Here is a 17,740-nt window from a genome sequence, read left to right as displayed (position 1 = left end):
AGTGCTCCGCCACAGTCCGATAAAACTTCCGGAATCAACACAAGGAGCCTCGTCAATTGAAATGATTAGTAAATACTTGAATACACTATAAGATGTCAGCTGCAGCAGAACAATTAAGTACTCGCCATTTGTTAGGAATTAAAGATCTAAATGAAAAAGATATTCAATTAATCCTGGATACAGCGAGTAATTTTAAAGAAGTATTAAACCGGCCGATCAAAAAAGTTCCCTCCCTACGGGATATTACGATTGCCAATGTGTTTTTTGAAAATTCAACGCGCACGCGGCTTTCATTTGAGCTTGCAGAAAAAAGACTTTCGGCTGATATTGTCAATTTTGCGGCTTCGTCCTCTTCCGTGAGCAAAGGGGAAACCTTGATCGATACGGTAAACAACATTCTGGCGATGAAAGTCGATATGATCGTGATGCGGCATCCTTACGCAGGAGCGGGCGTGTTTTTGAGCAAACATGTCAATGCGCAGATCGTGAATGCTGGCGACGGCGCACACGAACACCCGACCCAGGCCTTGCTCGATTCTTTCTCCATCCGCGAACGCTTTGGCGATGTCGCCGGACGTAAGGTGGCCATTATCGGAGATATCACACATTCGCGTGTCGCACTCTCCAATATCCTGTGCCTGCAAAAACAGGGGGCTGAAGTGATGGTCTGTGGGCCGACGACACTGATACCTAAACATATTACCTCGTTGGGTGTAAAGGTGGAACATGATCTTAGAAAAGCACTGAACTGGTGTGATGTGGCTAATATGCTGCGTATTCAGCTGGAACGTCAGGATATCGCTTATTTTCCCTCACTGCGGGAATACTCGATGCTTTACGGATTAAATAAAGAAATTTTGGATTCGCTGAACAAGCCAATCACCATCATGCACCCGGGACCGATCAACCGTGGTGTGGAAATCACCTCTGATGTAGCCGATAGCGAACACTCCATTATCCTGGATCAGGTGGAAAACGGCGTGGCAGTACGGATGGCCGTATTGTATCTATTGGCTGGGCAGCGCGGCTAAAGGCCGTAATGATGCGAGATCAACGGAAGTGACCAAGGTATAAGTTGATGAAGGGACCAACAAGACGATGCCTGACTTTATTTTTGGTCGGGCATATTTTTTGTGCAAAATTTCCGTTATAATACAGGGTTATTCACAGATGTTAATAACTTTTGGGCAAAACATCTCAATTAAAGTATAATTTAGTAACATGAATAAATCTATCTCCGCACAAGCCGGAGATTTGGATTGATTTTCAATATTTTCCCCCGATGTATAGGTTACACGGGAAAGGGACGGCGAAGTGTGCGTCATGCAGATTATCGCCATTTGAGGAGGGATTGATTTACATTTGCAGATAAACAACATATTAAGGTTTCACATATTATGTATAAGAAGATTTACCAGGTGGGAGTTGCATTAAGTGTTATGGCGACGCCAGCATTAGCGCAACAGACAGAATGGCAACAAATCAACAAGGCGTACAAAACCGGAATGGAATTGTATGAGCGCGGAAAATTCAGTTCTGCCTCAGCGCAGTTCGATCGTGTGGAAGCCTTGCGGACCAAATCCAACTTACAGTTGGACGAGACAGAAGAACTCTCCTTGCTGAAAGAAAACGTACGGTATTATCAAGCGGTATGTGCGCTTGAATTGGGCGAATCAGATGCCGAAAACCGTTTCTTAAAATACATCAAAGATTTCCCCGTCAGTGCAAATTCAAAAGCTGCCTATTTTCAGATCGGTAAATCGTATTACGCCAAAAAGGATTACAGCAAAGCGATCGAATGGTTCACCAAGATCGACAGTAAAAACCTTGCAGGTAAGGAAAATGTAGAATACCGCTTTAAATTGGGCTATGCTTCTTTCATGACCAAGGATTACAAAACGGCCAAGCCTTTGTTTGAGGGATTGAAAGATCAGAAAACCGAGTTTCAGGAAGCCTCGATCTATTACTACGCTTACTTGTGTTATTTAGATGCCGAATATAAAACTGCTTTAAACGAATTTGAGCGCTTAAATGGTTCAAAACAGTTTGAAAGCAGCTATCCGTACTACATCACTGCATTGTATTTCTTGGATAAGCGCTATGATGACGTATTGGATTATGCCCTGCCGATTTTATCGCGTACCAAACAGGAAAATGAAACGGAGATGTTCCGTATCATTGCTGCAACGTATTTTATCAAGGGCGACCTGAAAACATCTAAAGACTACTATGATAAATTCCAGGCGCAGGACCAAGGTAAGACACAGAATAATCAGGATAGCTACCAGATCGGTTATATTGCCTACAAACTGAAGGATTACGACAAAGCGATTGCCGAGCTGGAGAAGATGACTGAGCCGGATGCCTATTATCAGTCGGCGATGATCACCCTGGGTGACAGCTTCCTGAAAAAAGGAAATAAGCAGTCTGCCCGCAACGCATTCTTTAGAGCTTCCAAATTGGACTTTGATCCGGCGATGAAGGAAGAAGGTTTGTTCAATTATGCAAAGCTTTCTTACGAATTGGAATTTCATCAGGTGGCCTTGGCTGCTACACAGGAATATTTGAAGACCTATCCAAAATCACGCCGTCAGGAAGAAGCAAAAACCTTGCTGGCAGAAGTGTTGCTGAGCACGAAAAACTACCGCGATGCGGTGGACATCCTGGAATCCATTCCAAAACGTGGAAAAGAAGCTAATGCAGCCTACCAGAAGGTAACGTACTACCGTGGTCTAGAATACTACAATGAGCGTGCATTTGAAAATGCGATATCCATGTTTATGCGCTCTGAACAACATCGTTATGATGAGGAGATCTATGCGCTCTCCACGTACTGGAAAGCCGAAGCGATGTACGAAGTCCGCAAATATGGTGAAGCGGTGACCAATTTCAATAAATTCTTACGTTTGCCGGGAGCCAGCAAAACAGATGTATACGGCTACGCAAACTATGCGCTGGCGTATGCTGCTTTCCGAAATGGCAACTACAATACCGCGGCCAACTATTTCGAGCGCTTCCTGGCTTCCGGTGGTTCAAAAGGATTGGAGATCAACACGCGTAACGATGCAATCGCCCGTCTTGGGGACTCCTACTTCTCTTCGAAAAACTATGGCAGAGCACTCACAGAGTACAACAAGCTGATTGCATCCAAAGCACCGAGTCAGGACTATGCGCTGTTTCAGCGGGGAATTATTCAAGGATTGCAGGGCGACAATAACGGCAAGATTGCCACGCTAAATGCAGTGATCGCACAATTCCCGAATTCAAATTATGCGGACGATATCGCTTTTGAGATCCCGTATACACGTTTCTTAATGGGAGAAAGCGAGCAGGCAATTGCCGGACTGCAAAGCATGGTAGAGAAGTATCCGCGGAGCAGCTATGTACCGCGTGCGCTGGTCACTATCGGTTTGGTGCAATACAATCAGGACAATAACGATGCTGCTTTAGCGACCTTCCAACGGGTTGTGGATCAATATGCGTCTACAGAGGAGGCCAAGCAAGCGATGCGGTCTATCGAGAATATTTATCTGGACAAAGGGGATGCCACCGGCTACATCAAATATGCGACAGGTACCAATCTCGGCGATCTTTCAAAATCAGAACAGGATGCGCGCACCTTCTCCACAGCGACTACTTTATTCTCCCGCGGCAATTATCAGGGCGCTGTCGAGGCTGTCAATGCCTATTTCGATAAATTCCCGAAACCGAATCAGGAGAAATATGCACGTTTTGTGCGTGCGGAAAGTAATGCTGCCTTAGGCAATATCGACGACGCATTGCACGATTATAATATTATTCTGAATGACTGGACTTCGCCTTATACCGAACGGACACTGATTTCGGTATCAAATCTCTATCTGAAACAAAAGAAATATAATGAGGCGACGCAATTGCTGAAGAAGCTGGAGTTAACCTCAGAGTATAAGGCTAATTATGGCTATGCGATTAATAACCTGATGGTTTCTTACTATCAGATCGGAGATTATAAAGAAGCGTTGAACTATACCAACGCCGTGAAAAACTACGAGAAATCTTCGGAAGAGGAAATTGCGAATGCCTACCTGTATGCTGGTAAATGTTATGTCAAACAGAATAAGAAGACTGAGGCGATGAAAGAATTTAGCCTCGCAGCCTTGAAGAGCCGTACCGTATTTGGAGCTGAAGCCAAATACAATGTGGCACTGCTCCAGCTGGAAAACAAGCAATATGACGCTTGTATCAAGACAGCCATGGACCTGTCGGACAATTTCTCTTCTTATGAATATTGGGTAGCGAAAAGCTTTATCACCATGGCTGATGCCTATGCAGGTAAGGGAGATACGTTCCAGGCTAAAGCGACATTAGAATCAATTGTGGATAACTACGAGGCGAAAGACGATATCTTGCCTGCAGCAAAAGAACGTCTAAATAAATTGAACAACAAAAAGAAATAGGATACAATGAAGAAGTTGCAAAATAGAAATGTGAAGAAATATACCTTAGCAGCGCTGTTGATGGGCGTGGGATTGAATTCTTTTGCACAGGAAACGGGCAAAAAGAATGATCCTGAAAAACCGGTCACTATTGATTCTTTTGATGTTGTTCGCGATTACAAGCCGATCCTTGCTGATGCGGTAAAAATTCGTCGTAGCCCTGATATGACCAACAAGCGGGAGTACCAGCCCAAATTGTCTTATGGTAATATCATGGATAAGAAATTGGACATTAATACAGGTCTGAAGCAGCTGAATGTGCAGGAGATCCCTTTCGCACAGCCTTTTGAACAGAGCAGTAACTACGTCAAATTTGGTATTGGTAACTACAATTCGATCCTGGGCGAAGCTTACCTGGCGTCCGAGCAATTTGAAAATACACGTTTCGGCTTATTTGCAAAACATCTGAGCCAGAAAGGAAATATCGAAGGACAGAAGTTCAGTACACAGGATGTGGGTATTTTCGGGCGTCGTGTGCTCGATGCGGTTACGGTAAAGGGGACAATAGGGTACAACCGTTATGGTACCAATTTTTATGGTCAGACCTTTGATCAGACAGGGCAGACCCTGCTCAATACCGCGCCGGATAAACAAACCTTTACCGATATTTACTTAAATGGCGAACTGTCCAGCAATGCCGATCCGAAAAATGAGCAGGCCATGAGCTATTCGGCAAAGGTCGATGGTTACCTGTTCAAAGATGCTTATCAAGCAAAGGAGAATTCAATCGCATTATCAGGATACTTAAATAAGCGGATGAGCGCATTTAATGTTGGGGCGAATGTGAGTGTCAACATGAATAATGTGACCAATGAAAATGATACCGCCAACGTAAAGAACAACCTTTTGTTGCTCAATCCCTATATCCGCTTTAAGGGTGATAATTATAACGTGACTCTTGGAGCCAATCTGACTTCGGAGTTTGGTGACGAATCCCGTTTCAATGTATTTCCATCTGTGGAGGCAGATTTTTCTTTGGCGCCAGAATACATCTCTTTATTCGCCGGCGTGAATGGGAATGTTAGACAGGCCTCTTTCCGTAATTTTGCGAAGGAGAACCCATACCTGGCACCTAATGTGCGGATCGCCAACTCAATAGAAAAACTCCATGTATATGGTGGACTGAAAGGAAATGCAGGCGCTACATTTGGGTATAAAGTGAAAGTCTTCTACAAACAGATCGAAGGATTGCCCCTGTTTAAGAACAGTGCGTTCGGTGGCAGTCAGGAAGGCTATATCCCGTGGGCTTTTGATGTGGTGTATGATGGGATGATCAATAAAGCAAAACACATGGGCTTGGAAGGGGAGATCAATGTACGTCTTTCGCAGCTGGTTAATCTAGGTGGTAAAGTGTATATTGATGATTATAATCTGAGTGACGAGGAGGAAGCCTGGGGCTTACCTAAATTTAGGTTGCAGGCCAATGCACGTTTCAATATTTCGGACAAGTTTTTTGTGGATGCCGAGCTTTCGAGCCAAGGCAATACCTACGCGTATGTGTATGACTACGCCGCGGATGGCAGCCGTATCACAGATAGCGGACATAAGGTAACAATAGCGTCTTTTGCTGATTTAAGTGCCGGCGCTGAATACCGGATCAAAAAGCAATTCGGTGTCTTCGTCAAGGCAAATAACATTTTCGGAAAGGAATACGAACGTTATATGTATTATCCAAGACTGGGCTTCAATGTAATTGGCGGTCTTAATTATTCTTTTTAACGAATTAAGATTATAAATTTGCGTTTTAAATTGTAGAACAATGAATCTAGGCAAAAACATCAATAGTTTATTAAGACGCTATGCGGAAGTATACGTGCCGGGAATAGGTGTGTTCAAAAGAATCCATTCGCCTGCGCAGTTTGATAAACAGAACAATGTGTTTTTGCCACCTATCTCGTATGTGGAGCTCGACTACTCTGCACAGCATGGCTTCAATATGGTCCATTACATCCAACAGCAGGAAAACCTGGGGTTGGGACAGGCACAGCAGATTGTGGATGAAGCTGTCGCTGCGTTGCGTGACGAGCTGGGGCAGTTTGGACAGGCAAAACTGGATGATCTGGGACTTCTGATCAGTTATGGTACCAGTTTGGTGTTTAAGCCGCTGGATCTCTCAGGTTTCAATTTTCAGCCTGTGGTGAATCTGGCCGGACCTGATATTGAGACGGTTATTCCGGCTCTTGAGGAAGAGCATGTCGCCTCAACGGATACACAAGACGGAGAACGGGATGTAGAGCCAGAATCTACCGAGTCGGAAGACACCGGTATTGATCCGCAGCCCTTAACGGCAGAAGGCAACGCGGAGGCGACCGAGCAATCGCCCGCTGCCGATGACGATGCGGTTGCGGAGTCTGATGGACCAGCAGATGTAATCGTGGAGACGGCTACAACCGAACCTGCCGTCGTGGAGCTGGAGGATAGTGTTGCACAACAGGCTAATGACACATCGGGGGAGCTGAGAAAGGAGCAAGGAGCAATTGCAACCGCAAATGCTGCATACACGCCCAACATATATGAGGAGGAACCGCGCAACTCGAATGCGATCTGGTATTGGCTCACTGCTGCCATTGTGCTGGTCATGCTGGTTGTCGGGGTGCTTTATACGAATCCGGGACTAAAACACACACTATTGGGCGGCCCAACGCCTGCAAAAGCTACTGTGGACAGCATTGGCCAAAAGCGCAATGCGACCGTTCTGGATTCTGCATCGCAGGTGCTGGCGACGGATAGCCTAAGACAAACCGACTCCCTGGTTAGCACCGCCGCTGATTCCGCGAAGGCCGCTACTGGTACGGTATCGGCCAGCAAAACAGTGGATAAACCGACCGTACTTCAGGCAGATCCGGTAATTAAAGAATCCATACCGCTTGCACAGCCAAAATATCAGCTGGTCATTGGTTCCGCCAAGACCATGGTCCAAGCTGAACAAGAAGCCAAGCGACTCCGTGAGATGGGGTATAAAACAGCGCGTGCCGTGGAAGGAAAAACAAAAAAGAGTAGAAAAAAAGTCATCTTGAATGCGTACATGACCAAGGAGGAGGCTGACCTCGCCCGTAAATCTGTCGAGAAGAAAATCAAAGATGCCTGGGTAGAAACATTATAGAACTTATATAAAACTATTAATAATTATGTCATTAGTACAGGATACAGCAAGGACTGCTGTGGATACGTTTAATCAAGCTGCGCAACAACCATTACCTGCCGCCGCAAGTACAGAAAACATGAGTTTGATCGATATGATGATCAAGGGGGGATGGATTATGATCCCGATACTTTTATTGTTTTTCATTGGATTAGTCATCTTTTTTGAGCGCTATCTGACTATTCGCCGCGCTGCAAAATACGATAACAGTCTGATGTCCCAGATCAAAGCAAACGTACTGTCGGGCAACCTGGACTCTGCCTTGGCTGTCTGCCGTTCGAGCAATTCAGCATTGGGACGGATGTTGCAAAAGGGCTTGCTGCGTGTGGGCAGACCGATCAAAGATATTGAGGGAGCCATCGAGAACGTCGGCAAATTGGAAGTTGCCAAATTGGAGAAAAATATCAACATCTTGGGTATTATTGCGGGTATCGCTCCGATGCTCGGCTTCGTGGGTACCATTTTTGGGGTAATTAAAATTTTCCATGAAGTAGAGCTGGCAGGTGGTATCGATATCGCATCGGTATCCGGTGGTCTATATGTGAAAATGGTGTCTTCGGCTTCTGGTCTTGCCGTAGGTATCCTGGCATATCTGGGCTATCATATTTTAAATATGATGGTCGAGCGCTTGATTTTACGTATGGAAACTGATGCAGTAGAATTTATTGATTTATTGGATGAACCCGGAAGATAATGAATTTACGAAGTAGAAAAAATAAACCATCTGCGGAGGTACACACGTCGGCGTTAAATGACATCATGTTTTTCCTGATGTTGTTTTTCCTGCTGGCTTCCGCTGTGTCAAACCCTCAGGTGGTCAAACTATTGTTGCCAAAGTCCAGTGCCGGTGAGCAGTCGGTTGCAAAAAAGACGATCACGGTATCCATTACTAAAGACCTGGGCTATTTTATTGACAAAACGCCTGTTCCCATTGAGGGCCTGGAAGCGGCTGTACAGGCGCAGATGGCAGGTGGCGAAGAGCTGACAATCATGCTCTATGTCGATAGCACGGTGCCGATTCAGAATGTGATTTCTGTGATGGATGTGGCCAATCGTTTGAAAGTGAAAGTGGTATTGGCAACCGAACCTAAAAAAGATAAGTAACATTAAACTTTTTTGAGGTTTGTTGTTCATAGGTTAATATAGGAGATTTATACAATGAGATACCATCTTCAGCACGAAGAAAACAACTTCCCCAAAGCCTTGGGATTATCGACATTGGTCATGGCTGCATTGCTCCTGATCGGCTTTTTTGTCGTTTTCAAAGCGCAGGCGCCCGACGAATATGGTATGGGCGGCATGATTGTCAATTATGGTACGGCTCCCGAAGGTATGGGCGATGACTACATGAGTGTCGAGGAGCCGTCCGTGGACCCGAATGCCAATAATGAACGTCCAGACCGAATTGACCCGGTAGAGACACCGACACCTACGCCGACGCAGCAGGTCGCCGAAAAAGTAGTGGCTACGCAGGACATGGAGGAAGCGCCGGCAGTCACAAAGACGGAAAAGAAAGTAGAGTCGAAAGCAACAGAAACAACCAAACAAACTAAAGAAGTAGCTCCACAGGCCAATGCCAAAGCTCTTTTCAAAGGCAATAAGAATAATGGAAAGGGAGCGGGAGACGGCACAGGTACAACTCCGGGAAATCAGGGCTCGAAATTGGGCGACCCTCTAGCCAGTAATTATGGTGAAGGGGGGTCTGGATATGGCAATATGATGCTATCGATTGAAAACAGGAGCTTTACGCAGCGACCAAGTATCGACGATAACGGACAGCAGGCGGGAAAAGTAGCCGTCGAATTTAGAGTGAATAAACAGGGCATCATTACCTATGCGCGTGCAGGAGTCAAAGGGACGACCATCACGGATCCCTCACTGCTGGAGAAATGTGAACGTGCGGTGCGAGGAGCACGGCTAAATCAATTGCCTAATGCCCCTGACTCCCAAACAGGGCGGATTGTCTTCAATTTTAAATTACGTTAAAAACATTCAGATGAATGCTTATAAAGAGGCAATCGAGTATCTGTATACTCGATTGCCTATGTTTACAAGGGATGGTGCCTCAGCCTTTAAAAAAGACCTTGACAATACCATCCGATTATGTGATGCGCTCGGTAACCCGGAGCAAAAATTCAAAACGATACATATTGCCGGAACCAATGGCAAAGGATCTACCTCCCATATGCTTGCCGCGATTCTGGCGGAGGCGGGATATAAGACCGGGCTCTATACCTCACCACATCTGCTGGACTTCAGAGAACGTATCCGTGTCAATGGTGTAATGTGCGAGCAGCAATTTGTCGTTGATTTTGTGGAGCAGCACCGGCAGCTGATCGAAGAAGTAAGCCCTTCGTTTTTCGAAATCACGGTAGCTATGGCATTTGATTACTTCGAAAAAAATAAGGTGGATATCGCTGTCATTGAAGTGGGACTAGGGGGCCGGCTGGACAGCACCAATATCATTCGGCCCTTGCTGTCGGTAATCACCAATATTGGCTTTGACCATATGAATATGCTGGGCAATACCTTGACCGAAATTGCAGGCGAAAAAGCGGGTATTATCAAGAGAAATACACCGGTCGTAATCTCGGAATATGCCACCGAGACAGCGCAGGTCTTCCTGGATAAAGCACATGCCGAACAAGCTCCCATTCAGTTTGCTTCTCAGGTTTATCACACGAGGATAAGGTCCGTCGATCAGGATTATCTGGCTATAGATGTCAGCGACCCCAAGGGTACTGAAGACCAATATCTGCTGGATCTTAAGGGCTCCTACCAGGTTAAAAACTTAGCGGGTGTGCTGCTGGCAGTCGATGAACTGCGTAAGCAGGGCTTTCAGATCAGCCCAGAACAGGTGCGAGGCGCGCTGAAGAAAGTGCAGTCGACAACAGGTATCCAGGGACGCTGGCAGCAGCTTTCCAAAAATCCTCTTGTGATCTGCGATACAGGTCATAACGAGGATGGCATTCATGAGGTTTTAAAAAATCTGGAGGCCACACCTTATCAGACGCTGCACTTTGTCATGGGGGCCATGCGGGACAAAGATCTATCTCATATGCTGCCGCATCTACCGAAAGATGCTATATATTATTTTGCTGCACCGGATATGCCGCGCGCGATGCCTGCAGACCTGCTACGGCGGGAGGCTGCAGTACTTGGCCTTCAGGGCTGGGCTTTCCCGTCTGTCACAGCAGCCTTCGACGCTGCAAGGGTAGCCTACACAACAGGTGACCTCATTTTCGTGGGGGGAAGTAATTTTGTTGTTGCTGAGGTCCTGGCGAAAATCTAATATGAATGAAAGAGGGCTGCAGTATCCCGGTTTTCAAGACCTCCACTGTAGCCCTCTTTTATTGGAATCACGACATGTTTGTAGGCGTCTATTTTACAAGACCGCTAGATGATGGTTTAATCGTTAACAGTCAATTCTCCACGAATGTCTTTTTCAACCCAGTAAGCGACCTCTTTTTGATCTTCGAGTTCACCCTGTAGGTACATCAGTTTTGTGACTGCGGCTTCAAAGGTGAGGTCGTAGCCGTTGAGCACGCCTATTGCTTTAAGGCCTTGGGAAGTTTCATACCGACCCAATTCCACTGACCCAACTTTACACTGCGAAATGTTAAGGATATTTTTGCCCTGGTCAATCGCTTCTTTGAGCAGATCCAGAAACCAGCTATCGGTCGTCGTGTTGCCCGAGCCAAAGGTTTCCATTACAATGGAGCGAACATCAGAGTCGAGCACCGCCTTGATGGTCTGCGCTGATATACCCGGAAAGAGTTTTAGTACGGCAACTCGGTTGTCTAATTTGGTATGTAAGATAAATTCTTTGTTGACATTGTTCAGCAGGGCATCCGTGTTGTATTTGAGGTGAATGCCGGCTTCTACCAGAACAGGATAGTTTGGTGACCTAAAGGCCTCGAATTTGGCAGAATTATACTTGAAGGAACGGTTGCCGCGGAATAATTTATTGTCGAAGAGGATACAGACCTCCTGGATAATGGAAACACCGTCCTGCTTTGCCGACGCAATTTCAAGGGCCGTCATCATATTTTCCCGTGCATCGGTGCGGATCTCACCAATAGGCAGCTGGGAGCCTGAGAGGATAACAGGTTTCTGCAGCCCTTCCAGCATAAAACTTAGTACGGAAGCGGTAAAGGCCATTGTATCAGAACCATGCAAAATAACAAAACCATCGTAGTCCTCATAATTATCCTTGATAATCTGCGCCATTTCGATCCAGATCTCCGGCTTCATGTTGGATGAGTCGATGATCGGTTCGAATGAATGTACGGTAAGTTTATAATCCAGCCGGCTTAGATCAGGAAGGTTGCGCTTAATCAGTTCAAAGTCGAAAGGAACGAACGTCCCTGTTTCGTCTTTGACCATCCCTATGGTCCCTCCTGTGTAGATAATAAAGATATTGTGCATGGGTTGTGTAGATTATATACCAAATATACGTTTTGAGTTTTCTGTTGTTATGCTGGCTACCGTGTCCATGGACACAGCATGGAGGTCAGCCACTTTCTGGGCGATATAGACTAAATAGCTGCTTTCGTTTTCCTTGCCGCGATAGGGGACCGGTGCAAGGTAAGGAGCATCCGTTTCCAGCACGATATGTTGCAGGTCGATCTCCCTGACCACATGATCCAGGCCAGCTTTCTTGAAGGTAACAACGCCGCCTATGCCGAGGGCAAAGCCCAGATCAATGGCCAGCTGTGCTTGCTCCAGCGTTCCGGTGAAGCAATGAAGAACGCCAAACAGTCTTTCGTCATGGAGTTCTTCCAAAAGTTCAAATAATTGGGGGAAGGCTTCACGGCAATGGATATCTATCGGTAAATGAAGCTCTTTGGCCCATTGAACCTGGATTCTAAAGGCTTCTTTTTGGATCTCCAGCGTACTCTTGTCCCAGTAAAGATCTAGTCCGATCTCGCCTATGGCATGGACTTTGTTATTTTCCAAGCTCTTTTGGATCGTGTTTAACTCGTTCACATAATTCGCTTTCACATCGCAGGGATGGAGTCCGAGCATGGGGAAGCAGTGTTCGGGATAAGCCGCAACGGTATCAAAAACCGGCTTGATGGAGGCACTATTGACATTCGGCAGGAAAAGGCGCTGTATACCGTTGTCAAAACAGCGCTGTAGATGCTCCTGCAGCTTTGGCGTACCTGCATGGTAATAAATGTGTGTGTGTGTATCTGTAAGCAACATAGTTTTCTGCGTGGAGGCAAAAAGCGGATTAGGGTAACTTTACTTTTTGTTATTCTCGAATCAAGAGGTAGTGTTCATTACCAAAATTTCAATTCGCTCTCCAAAGATAACTTATTAATTAACAAAATGAAAATTAATAACGTATTCTCTTTCTTGTATTGAAGGCGCCGTGATGGCGGAAGAAAGAATTCAGAAAAACGCGACGCGGCAAAACATACTGCATGATTTGCTGTTAAACAAGAGAACGGCTGTAGCCCTATTTTTAGAATAAATGGTATAAAATGATGAATAAGAAACTAAGCTTGGGTTTGGTCACCTTAGCATCGGTCATCGGTTTAAATAGCCTGCATGCTCAGTCTTTGATTGACCCATCTGTAAAAGATATTATTCAGAGAGCTTTTCAAACCAACAAGGAGTTGAAACTGAAGACCTATGAGGTGGACAAGGCGCGGCTGGAGGCCGAAGGTGTTAAAGCCAATAAGCTGCCTCATGTCTCGGCACTCGGACTGTATGGTTATGTACATAGCAATGGCAGTGTGGATATCCCCACCGTGAATGTGCCCCTGTTAAACTTGGGGCTATTTGAGGGCGCAACGGGATTCAGCATGCATGGGCAGGCCGCCTACGCCGGTGTTTCGGTGAGACAAATTATCTTTTCAGGATTGCAGATACCCAATGGGATAAAAGCGCTGAAAGAAAAGGCCCTTGCCCAGCAATATCTGGAGTCAGCAAGCCGTGAGACCCTCTCTAAAGATATTATAGCTTCCTTTGACCAGTTGATGCTGCTTGACGAAGTCGATAAGCTGATAGCAGATTCAGAAAAAAGGTTGAAGAAAGAACAGGAAAAAGTCAATAAAGCGATCCAGAACGGTCTGGCCATTCCTTATGACCGTGATAAGCTCAAACTGGCACTGCTCGAACTGGAGGAGAAGAAAGTCGAGGTCGCCGGAAACCGCGACCTTCTATGCCAGAAGATCCAGCAGGAAACCAGTGTTCCGTTTGAGGAGGTAGGGGGCATCCACTATACACTTCAGCCAATTTTCCTGACGGAAATTCCCGACAACGTCGATCAGCGTTCTGAGCTGAAGGCGTTGGAGGCTTCATCCAAAGCGTATGAATATTTATATAAAAAAGAAAAAGGAGGTTCTTTGCCTGCAGTCTTTGCTTTCGGCTCCGCCAATTACCTCAACGTATTTAATTCTAAACTCAGCATAAAGGATCAGCCTCTATTGGGGACGGTGAATCTGCCCCTTAATTCGATCAGAGGTAATCCCAATCTGTTGGTTGGTCTTGGAGTAAAATGGGATCTCTATACAGGGGGAGAACATCAGAACAAGATAAAACAAGTCAAACTGGATCAGACCATCAACGCGACCAAAAAGGAGGATACCGAAGAGAAGCTCAACCTGCTGCTGAGCAAGAACAAGGTGAACTATACAACGGGAAACCAGAAGCTGAAGGTAGGCGAACAGCAGCTGAAAGTTGCCCAAAACAATTTATCCATGGCTGTAAAGCAGTATCAGGCCGGACTGATCGATGTGACCGAACTGCTCGCGACGGAGAATGAGTGGTACAAAGTGAACCTTGGTTATTTCAATAATGTTTTACAGCAGCGGACGGCTGCTGTAGAGCTATTACATACATCCGGAAAATTATTACAAACTATACATGAGTAACATGAAGAATTTATGTGGACTATTATCCGTGCTTATTTTTGTTGCCTGTTCAGAAGAAGTCAAGGAAAAACCGATAGAGGGAAAGGTGGAGCGTGAGCAGGTGTCGGTAGTGACCAAGGTTCCTGGCAAGATTGCCAAGATTTTTGTCGAAGAGGGGGATCTGGTACATGCCGGCGATACCCTGGCGATTTTAAGCATTCCTGAAGTCGATGCAAAAGAGGAGCAGGCAAAAGGCGCGCTTCAGTCGGCGGACGCACAATATAATATGGCTGTCAAAGGGGCGACGAAGGGCCAGCTCGTCCAATTGCAGGCAAAAGTGGATGGACTCAAAGAACAGTACGAATTTGCCAGAAAATCAATCGGCCGACTGGAAGCATTATTGCTGGACAGCCTGATACCGCAACAAAAGTATGATGAGACCTACGCGAAGTATCAGGGAGCGAAAAACCAGTATCTGGCGGCTCAGGCTGAACTGGAGGAAGCACGCAATGGTGCAAGACGTGAACAGCAGATCATGGCGCTCGGACAGAAAGAGCGGGCACTTGGTGCAGTATCTGAAGTCAATGTGGCTGCGCAGGAAAAATATGTCATAGCGCCACAGGACATGAGCGTGGAGACGATCAACCTGAAGATAGGCGAACTGGCAATGGCGGGCTACCCCATTATCAATGGTTATCTCGACCGTTCTACATATTTTAGATTCACCTTGCCCGAAAATCAGATCGGAAACTTGCAAAAGGGCGGAGCTGTAGAGGTAGAGATACCTTATCTAAACCACAAAAAAGTCAGCGCGAAAGTAGTGAGCATAAAAGCCCTGAATGCGTACGCCAACATTGCTTCGGCTTATCCGGATTTCGATCCGCAGCTTGCCGTATTTGAATTAAAAGTCGTACCGGAGGATGCCGCCGGTACGAAGGATTTGCTAACCAAAACGCTGGTGATTCTCCATGCGAATTAAACCGTCAGGATGTGAAAAAATTTTTAGCATTGTTACAGCGTGAATTTCGCCTGTTTTTCAACAATAAGGTGCTGCTGATGCTTTTTCTGGGCGCTCCTGTACTGTATGGGATTCTTGTAGGACATGTCTATCAGCAAGGGAAGGTGACCGAAATGCCCGTTGTGGTGGTCGATGAAGACAATAGCCCCTTGAGTAGTTCGTTTATTGATATGCTATCGGACAACGAGAGTATTCGGGTGGCTAAAGTGTTGCCGTCATTATTTGATTCAAAAGATGTGGCAATTCAATTCGATGCCACGACCATTGTCCATATCCCCCGTGGTTTTGCTTCAGGAGTGCAGCAAAGCCGCCTGCCCGAAATCACTGTCTTTGTGGATGGCGCAAATACGCTGACTTCCAATACCGCGCTAATGGCTGTCAACGTATGTGCCATGACGCTCAAAGCTGGTATACAGATCCAGTCACAGATGAAAAGGGGAGTGCCCGCAAAAATTGCAGCGCAGCAATACGAACCTTTTAAGACGACCATCATCAAGCAGAATATCCGCAGTGGCAACTATCTTTATTTCATGTTGCCCGGCGTCCTGATTACCGTCCTGCAACAGGTCCTGCTGCTGGGCCTGGCCTTGTCGTTTTCCTCGGAATTCGAAAACAATACCTTTCCTGATCTGGTCAACAAAGTGTCGAATCCAATTGGGCTTATTTTGGTCAAAATATTGCCCTATGTATTGATGTCGATCGGTATCCTATTGTTGTACTGGGGATTTGGAAAATACTATCACATGCCACTGCATGCCGATTTTGGCCGCTTTATACTTTGTACGACGGTGTTTCTGCTAGCGGTATGCTTTATTGGGGTATTGGTCAGCATCGTATTGCCATCGCAGTTAAAGTCGACTGAAGTGCTGATGGTGATCGCGACACCTGCTTTCATTCTGAGCGGCTTCACCTGGCCATCGAGCTTGATGCCGGGATGGATACAGGCCATAGCGAATGTTATTCCGTCTACGCATTATCTCCGCATATTTAGGCTGATGTTTATTCAGCATGCCGAAAATTATCATACGGATAAAGCACTTCTGGCATTGACCATTATTATGACGCTATCTTTTGTGCTGGCCCTTATCGTGCTGTGGATAAAAATTAGGAAGATGAAGCAGGCTGCCAAGCAAACGAAAAGCTGAGGTGAGGAGCACCTTTAAAAACGAAGCGCCGTTTCGTGAAATGAAACGGCGCTTTTGTATAAAGTCCTTCGAAAACCTGTTGTTTATTTTTTAGCAGGTGCTTTAGTTGCAGGAGCAGCTGTTGCAGGTGCTGTAGTACCCGGAGCCGCTGGAGTTGTTGCTGCTGGAGCCGGAACTTTTCCCGGTTTGATATCCAATACCTCAACTTCGAATACAAGTGGAGCATAAGGCGGAATTTTACCTGATGGACGATCACCGTAAGCCAAAGAAGATGGAATGACCAACGTAGCTTTGGTGCCTTTGTTGAATAGCTGGAATGCTTCAGTCCATCCTGGGATAACACCATCAACACCTAACTGGAATTTCAATGCTTCGTAAGGACGTTGTGGCATGAAAATCTTCTCTTTCTTCGCAATATCCGGAAGGTTGGTGTCAAAGACAACGCCGGTAGTCAATGAACCTACGTAGTTTACCTGAAGAGAGTCACCTACTTTGGCATTGGCGCCTGTTCCCGGCTTGGTGATAATATATTGAAGACCTGAAGCCGTTTTTGTTGTTTTTAAGTTTTTGTCTTTAATGTATTTCTCGATTTTTGCAGGTTCAGCAGCCTTATGTTTGTTTAACTGCTCCTCAAAATATTTTTGAACTTGTTCACCCAGTTGCTGATCTGTCAATTTGCCCTTTTTGAAGTGTTTTTGAACTTTGATCGAATAGATGATGTATTTGTCCGCAAATTCAGGCTTTGGTTGATGTGTTTTTGCTGCTACGGAATCCAGATTAATTTTGAATACCAAGCTATCGCCTTCACCGACATATTTGAATAAACCTGTTGGATCACCTGGGTTTTTGGCGATGATACTATCTGCATATAATTGAACGATCTGGGGGATACCCATATCGAAAGTACTTTGCAATACAGAATCTCTATCTGACTTGACGATCATGTCCACGGAAAGTAAATCTCCGGATACTGCTTTCTCTTTTGCATTGTCATCCACGATTTTATACTCAAGACCACCTTCAGCCTTTTTAAAATTTTGGCATGACGTCATCAAAAGACCGGCAGCCGCGAAAAATAGAATTGCTTTCTTCATTTT

At 45.7% G+C, this 17,740-nt stretch carries 14 protein-coding genes; 11 read left to right on the top strand and 3 right to left on the bottom strand.

Annotated elements, in window-relative coordinates; all coding sequences use genetic code 11:
* Positions 1-92 precede the first annotated feature (92 nt).
* The 8 genes from K7A41_RS12755 (at position 93) to K7A41_RS12720 (ending at position 10,909) form a co-directional block, all read left to right on the top strand.
* Positions 93-1,031, top strand: a complete 939-nt coding sequence (locus K7A41_RS12755; protein ID WP_028072135.1) for an aspartate carbamoyltransferase catalytic subunit — start codon at positions 93-95, stop codon at positions 1,029-1,031.
* A gap of 366 nt (positions 1,032-1,397) precedes the next feature.
* On the top strand, positions 1,398-4,436 hold the full coding sequence (locus tag K7A41_RS12750) for a tetratricopeptide repeat protein (RefSeq protein ID WP_265713982.1): 3,039 nt from the start codon (positions 1,398-1,400) through the stop codon (positions 4,434-4,436).
* Between the two features lie 6 nt (positions 4,437-4,442).
* The gene (locus K7A41_RS12745) at positions 4,443-6,194 is read left to right on the top strand and encodes a TonB-dependent receptor (protein WP_265713981.1); all 1,752 of its coding nucleotides are present in this window, start codon (positions 4,443-4,445) and stop codon (positions 6,192-6,194) included.
* Positions 6,195-6,234: 40 nt separating this feature from the next.
* Positions 6,235-7,578 (top strand): SPOR domain-containing protein, encoded by a 1,344-nt coding sequence (locus tag K7A41_RS12740; protein ID WP_265713980.1) that lies wholly within the window; start codon positions 6,235-6,237, stop codon positions 7,576-7,578.
* A 25-nt stretch (positions 7,579-7,603) separates the two neighbouring features.
* Positions 7,604-8,311 carry a MotA/TolQ/ExbB proton channel family protein gene (locus tag K7A41_RS12735; protein ID WP_028072139.1) on the top strand — a complete coding sequence of 236 codons (708 nt, stop codon included), beginning with the start codon at positions 7,604-7,606 and terminating at the stop codon, positions 8,309-8,311.
* A complete protein-coding gene (locus K7A41_RS12730; RefSeq protein WP_028072140.1) occupies positions 8,311-8,721 on the top strand; it encodes an ExbD/TolR family protein in 411 nt (136 codons plus the stop codon). Before K7A41_RS12735 ends, K7A41_RS12730 begins: the two co-directional genes overlap by 1 nt.
* 54 nt (positions 8,722-8,775) lie before the next feature.
* The gene (locus K7A41_RS12725) at positions 8,776-9,603 is read left to right on the top strand and encodes an energy transducer TonB (protein WP_265713979.1); all 828 of its coding nucleotides are present in this window, start codon (positions 8,776-8,778) and stop codon (positions 9,601-9,603) included.
* 10 nt (positions 9,604-9,613) lie between these two features.
* The gene (locus K7A41_RS12720; protein WP_265713978.1) at positions 9,614-10,909 is read left to right on the top strand and encodes a bifunctional folylpolyglutamate synthase/dihydrofolate synthase; all 1,296 of its coding nucleotides are present in this window, start codon (positions 9,614-9,616) and stop codon (positions 10,907-10,909) included.
* A gap of 116 nt (positions 10,910-11,025) precedes the next feature.
* Here K7A41_RS12720 and K7A41_RS12715 read toward each other — a convergent pair whose 3' ends face one another.
* Positions 11,026-12,045, bottom strand: a complete 1,020-nt coding sequence (locus K7A41_RS12715) for an asparaginase (protein WP_265713977.1) — start codon at positions 12,043-12,045, stop codon at positions 11,026-11,028.
* A gap of 12 nt (positions 12,046-12,057) precedes the next feature.
* Positions 12,058-12,825 (bottom strand): TatD family hydrolase, encoded by a 768-nt coding sequence (locus K7A41_RS12710; RefSeq protein WP_028072144.1) that lies wholly within the window; start codon positions 12,823-12,825, stop codon positions 12,058-12,060.
* Between the two features lie 281 nt (positions 12,826-13,106).
* On the opposite strand from K7A41_RS12710, the gene K7A41_RS12705 reads away from it, so the two are divergent.
* Genes K7A41_RS12705 through K7A41_RS12695 form a run of 3 tightly spaced genes read left to right on the top strand, consistent with a single transcriptional unit; the run spans position 13,107 to position 16,643 of the window.
* Positions 13,107-14,501: a TolC family protein gene (locus K7A41_RS12705; protein WP_028072145.1), complete on the top strand. Its 1,395-nt coding sequence runs from the start codon at positions 13,107-13,109 to the stop codon at positions 14,499-14,501.
* 1 nt (position 14,502) lies between these two features.
* Positions 14,503-15,459 (top strand): HlyD family secretion protein, encoded by a 957-nt coding sequence (locus K7A41_RS12700; protein ID WP_265713976.1) that lies wholly within the window; start codon positions 14,503-14,505, stop codon positions 15,457-15,459.
* Between the two features lie 11 nt (positions 15,460-15,470).
* Positions 15,471-16,643, top strand: coding sequence for an ABC transporter permease (locus K7A41_RS12695; protein WP_265713975.1), 1,173 nt, complete (start codon positions 15,471-15,473; stop codon positions 16,641-16,643).
* Between the two features lie 83 nt (positions 16,644-16,726).
* Here K7A41_RS12695 and K7A41_RS12690 read toward each other — a convergent pair whose 3' ends face one another.
* Positions 16,727-17,737, bottom strand: coding sequence for an FKBP-type peptidyl-prolyl cis-trans isomerase (locus K7A41_RS12690; RefSeq protein ID WP_265713974.1), 1,011 nt, complete (start codon positions 17,735-17,737; stop codon positions 16,727-16,729).
* Positions 17,738-17,740: the final 3 nt, after the last annotated feature.

Origin of the sequence: Sphingobacterium sp. InxBP1 (assembly GCF_026191775.1) — a bacterium.
Taxonomy (GTDB): Bacteria; Bacteroidota; Bacteroidia; order Sphingobacteriales; family Sphingobacteriaceae; genus Sphingobacterium; species Sphingobacterium thalpophilum.
This window is presented reverse-complemented; position numbering and strand designations above follow the sequence as displayed.

Bases quoted from the DNA above. Each gene is read 5' to 3' on its own strand.
- K7A41_RS12755 (WP_028072135.1), top strand. From the start codon at position 93: ATGTCAGCTGCAGCAGAACAATTAAGTACTCGCCATTTGTTAGGAATT.
- K7A41_RS12750 (WP_265713982.1), top strand. From the start codon at position 1,398: ATGTATAAGAAGATTTACCAGGTGGGAGTTGCATTAAGTGTTATGGCG.
- K7A41_RS12745 (WP_265713981.1), top strand. From the start codon at position 4,443: ATGAAGAAGTTGCAAAATAGAAATGTGAAGAAATATACCTTAGCAGCG.
- K7A41_RS12740 (WP_265713980.1), top strand. From the start codon at position 6,235: ATGAATCTAGGCAAAAACATCAATAGTTTATTAAGACGCTATGCGGAA.
- K7A41_RS12735 (WP_028072139.1), top strand. From the start codon at position 7,604: ATGTCATTAGTACAGGATACAGCAAGGACTGCTGTGGATACGTTTAAT.
- K7A41_RS12730 (WP_028072140.1), top strand. From the start codon at position 8,311: ATGAATTTACGAAGTAGAAAAAATAAACCATCTGCGGAGGTACACACG.
- K7A41_RS12725 (WP_265713979.1), top strand. From the start codon at position 8,776: ATGAGATACCATCTTCAGCACGAAGAAAACAACTTCCCCAAAGCCTTG.
- K7A41_RS12720 (WP_265713978.1), top strand. From the start codon at position 9,614: ATGAATGCTTATAAAGAGGCAATCGAGTATCTGTATACTCGATTGCCT.
- K7A41_RS12715 (WP_265713977.1), bottom strand. From the start codon at position 12,045: ATGCACAATATCTTTATTATCTACACAGGAGGGACCATAGGGATGGTC.
- K7A41_RS12710 (WP_028072144.1), bottom strand. From the start codon at position 12,825: ATGTTGCTTACAGATACACACACACACATTTATTACCATGCAGGTACG.
- K7A41_RS12705 (WP_028072145.1), top strand. From the start codon at position 13,107: ATGATGAATAAGAAACTAAGCTTGGGTTTGGTCACCTTAGCATCGGTC.
- K7A41_RS12700 (WP_265713976.1), top strand. From the start codon at position 14,503: ATGAAGAATTTATGTGGACTATTATCCGTGCTTATTTTTGTTGCCTGT.
- K7A41_RS12690 (WP_265713974.1), bottom strand. From the start codon at position 17,737: ATGAAGAAAGCAATTCTATTTTTCGCGGCTGCCGGTCTTTTGATGACG.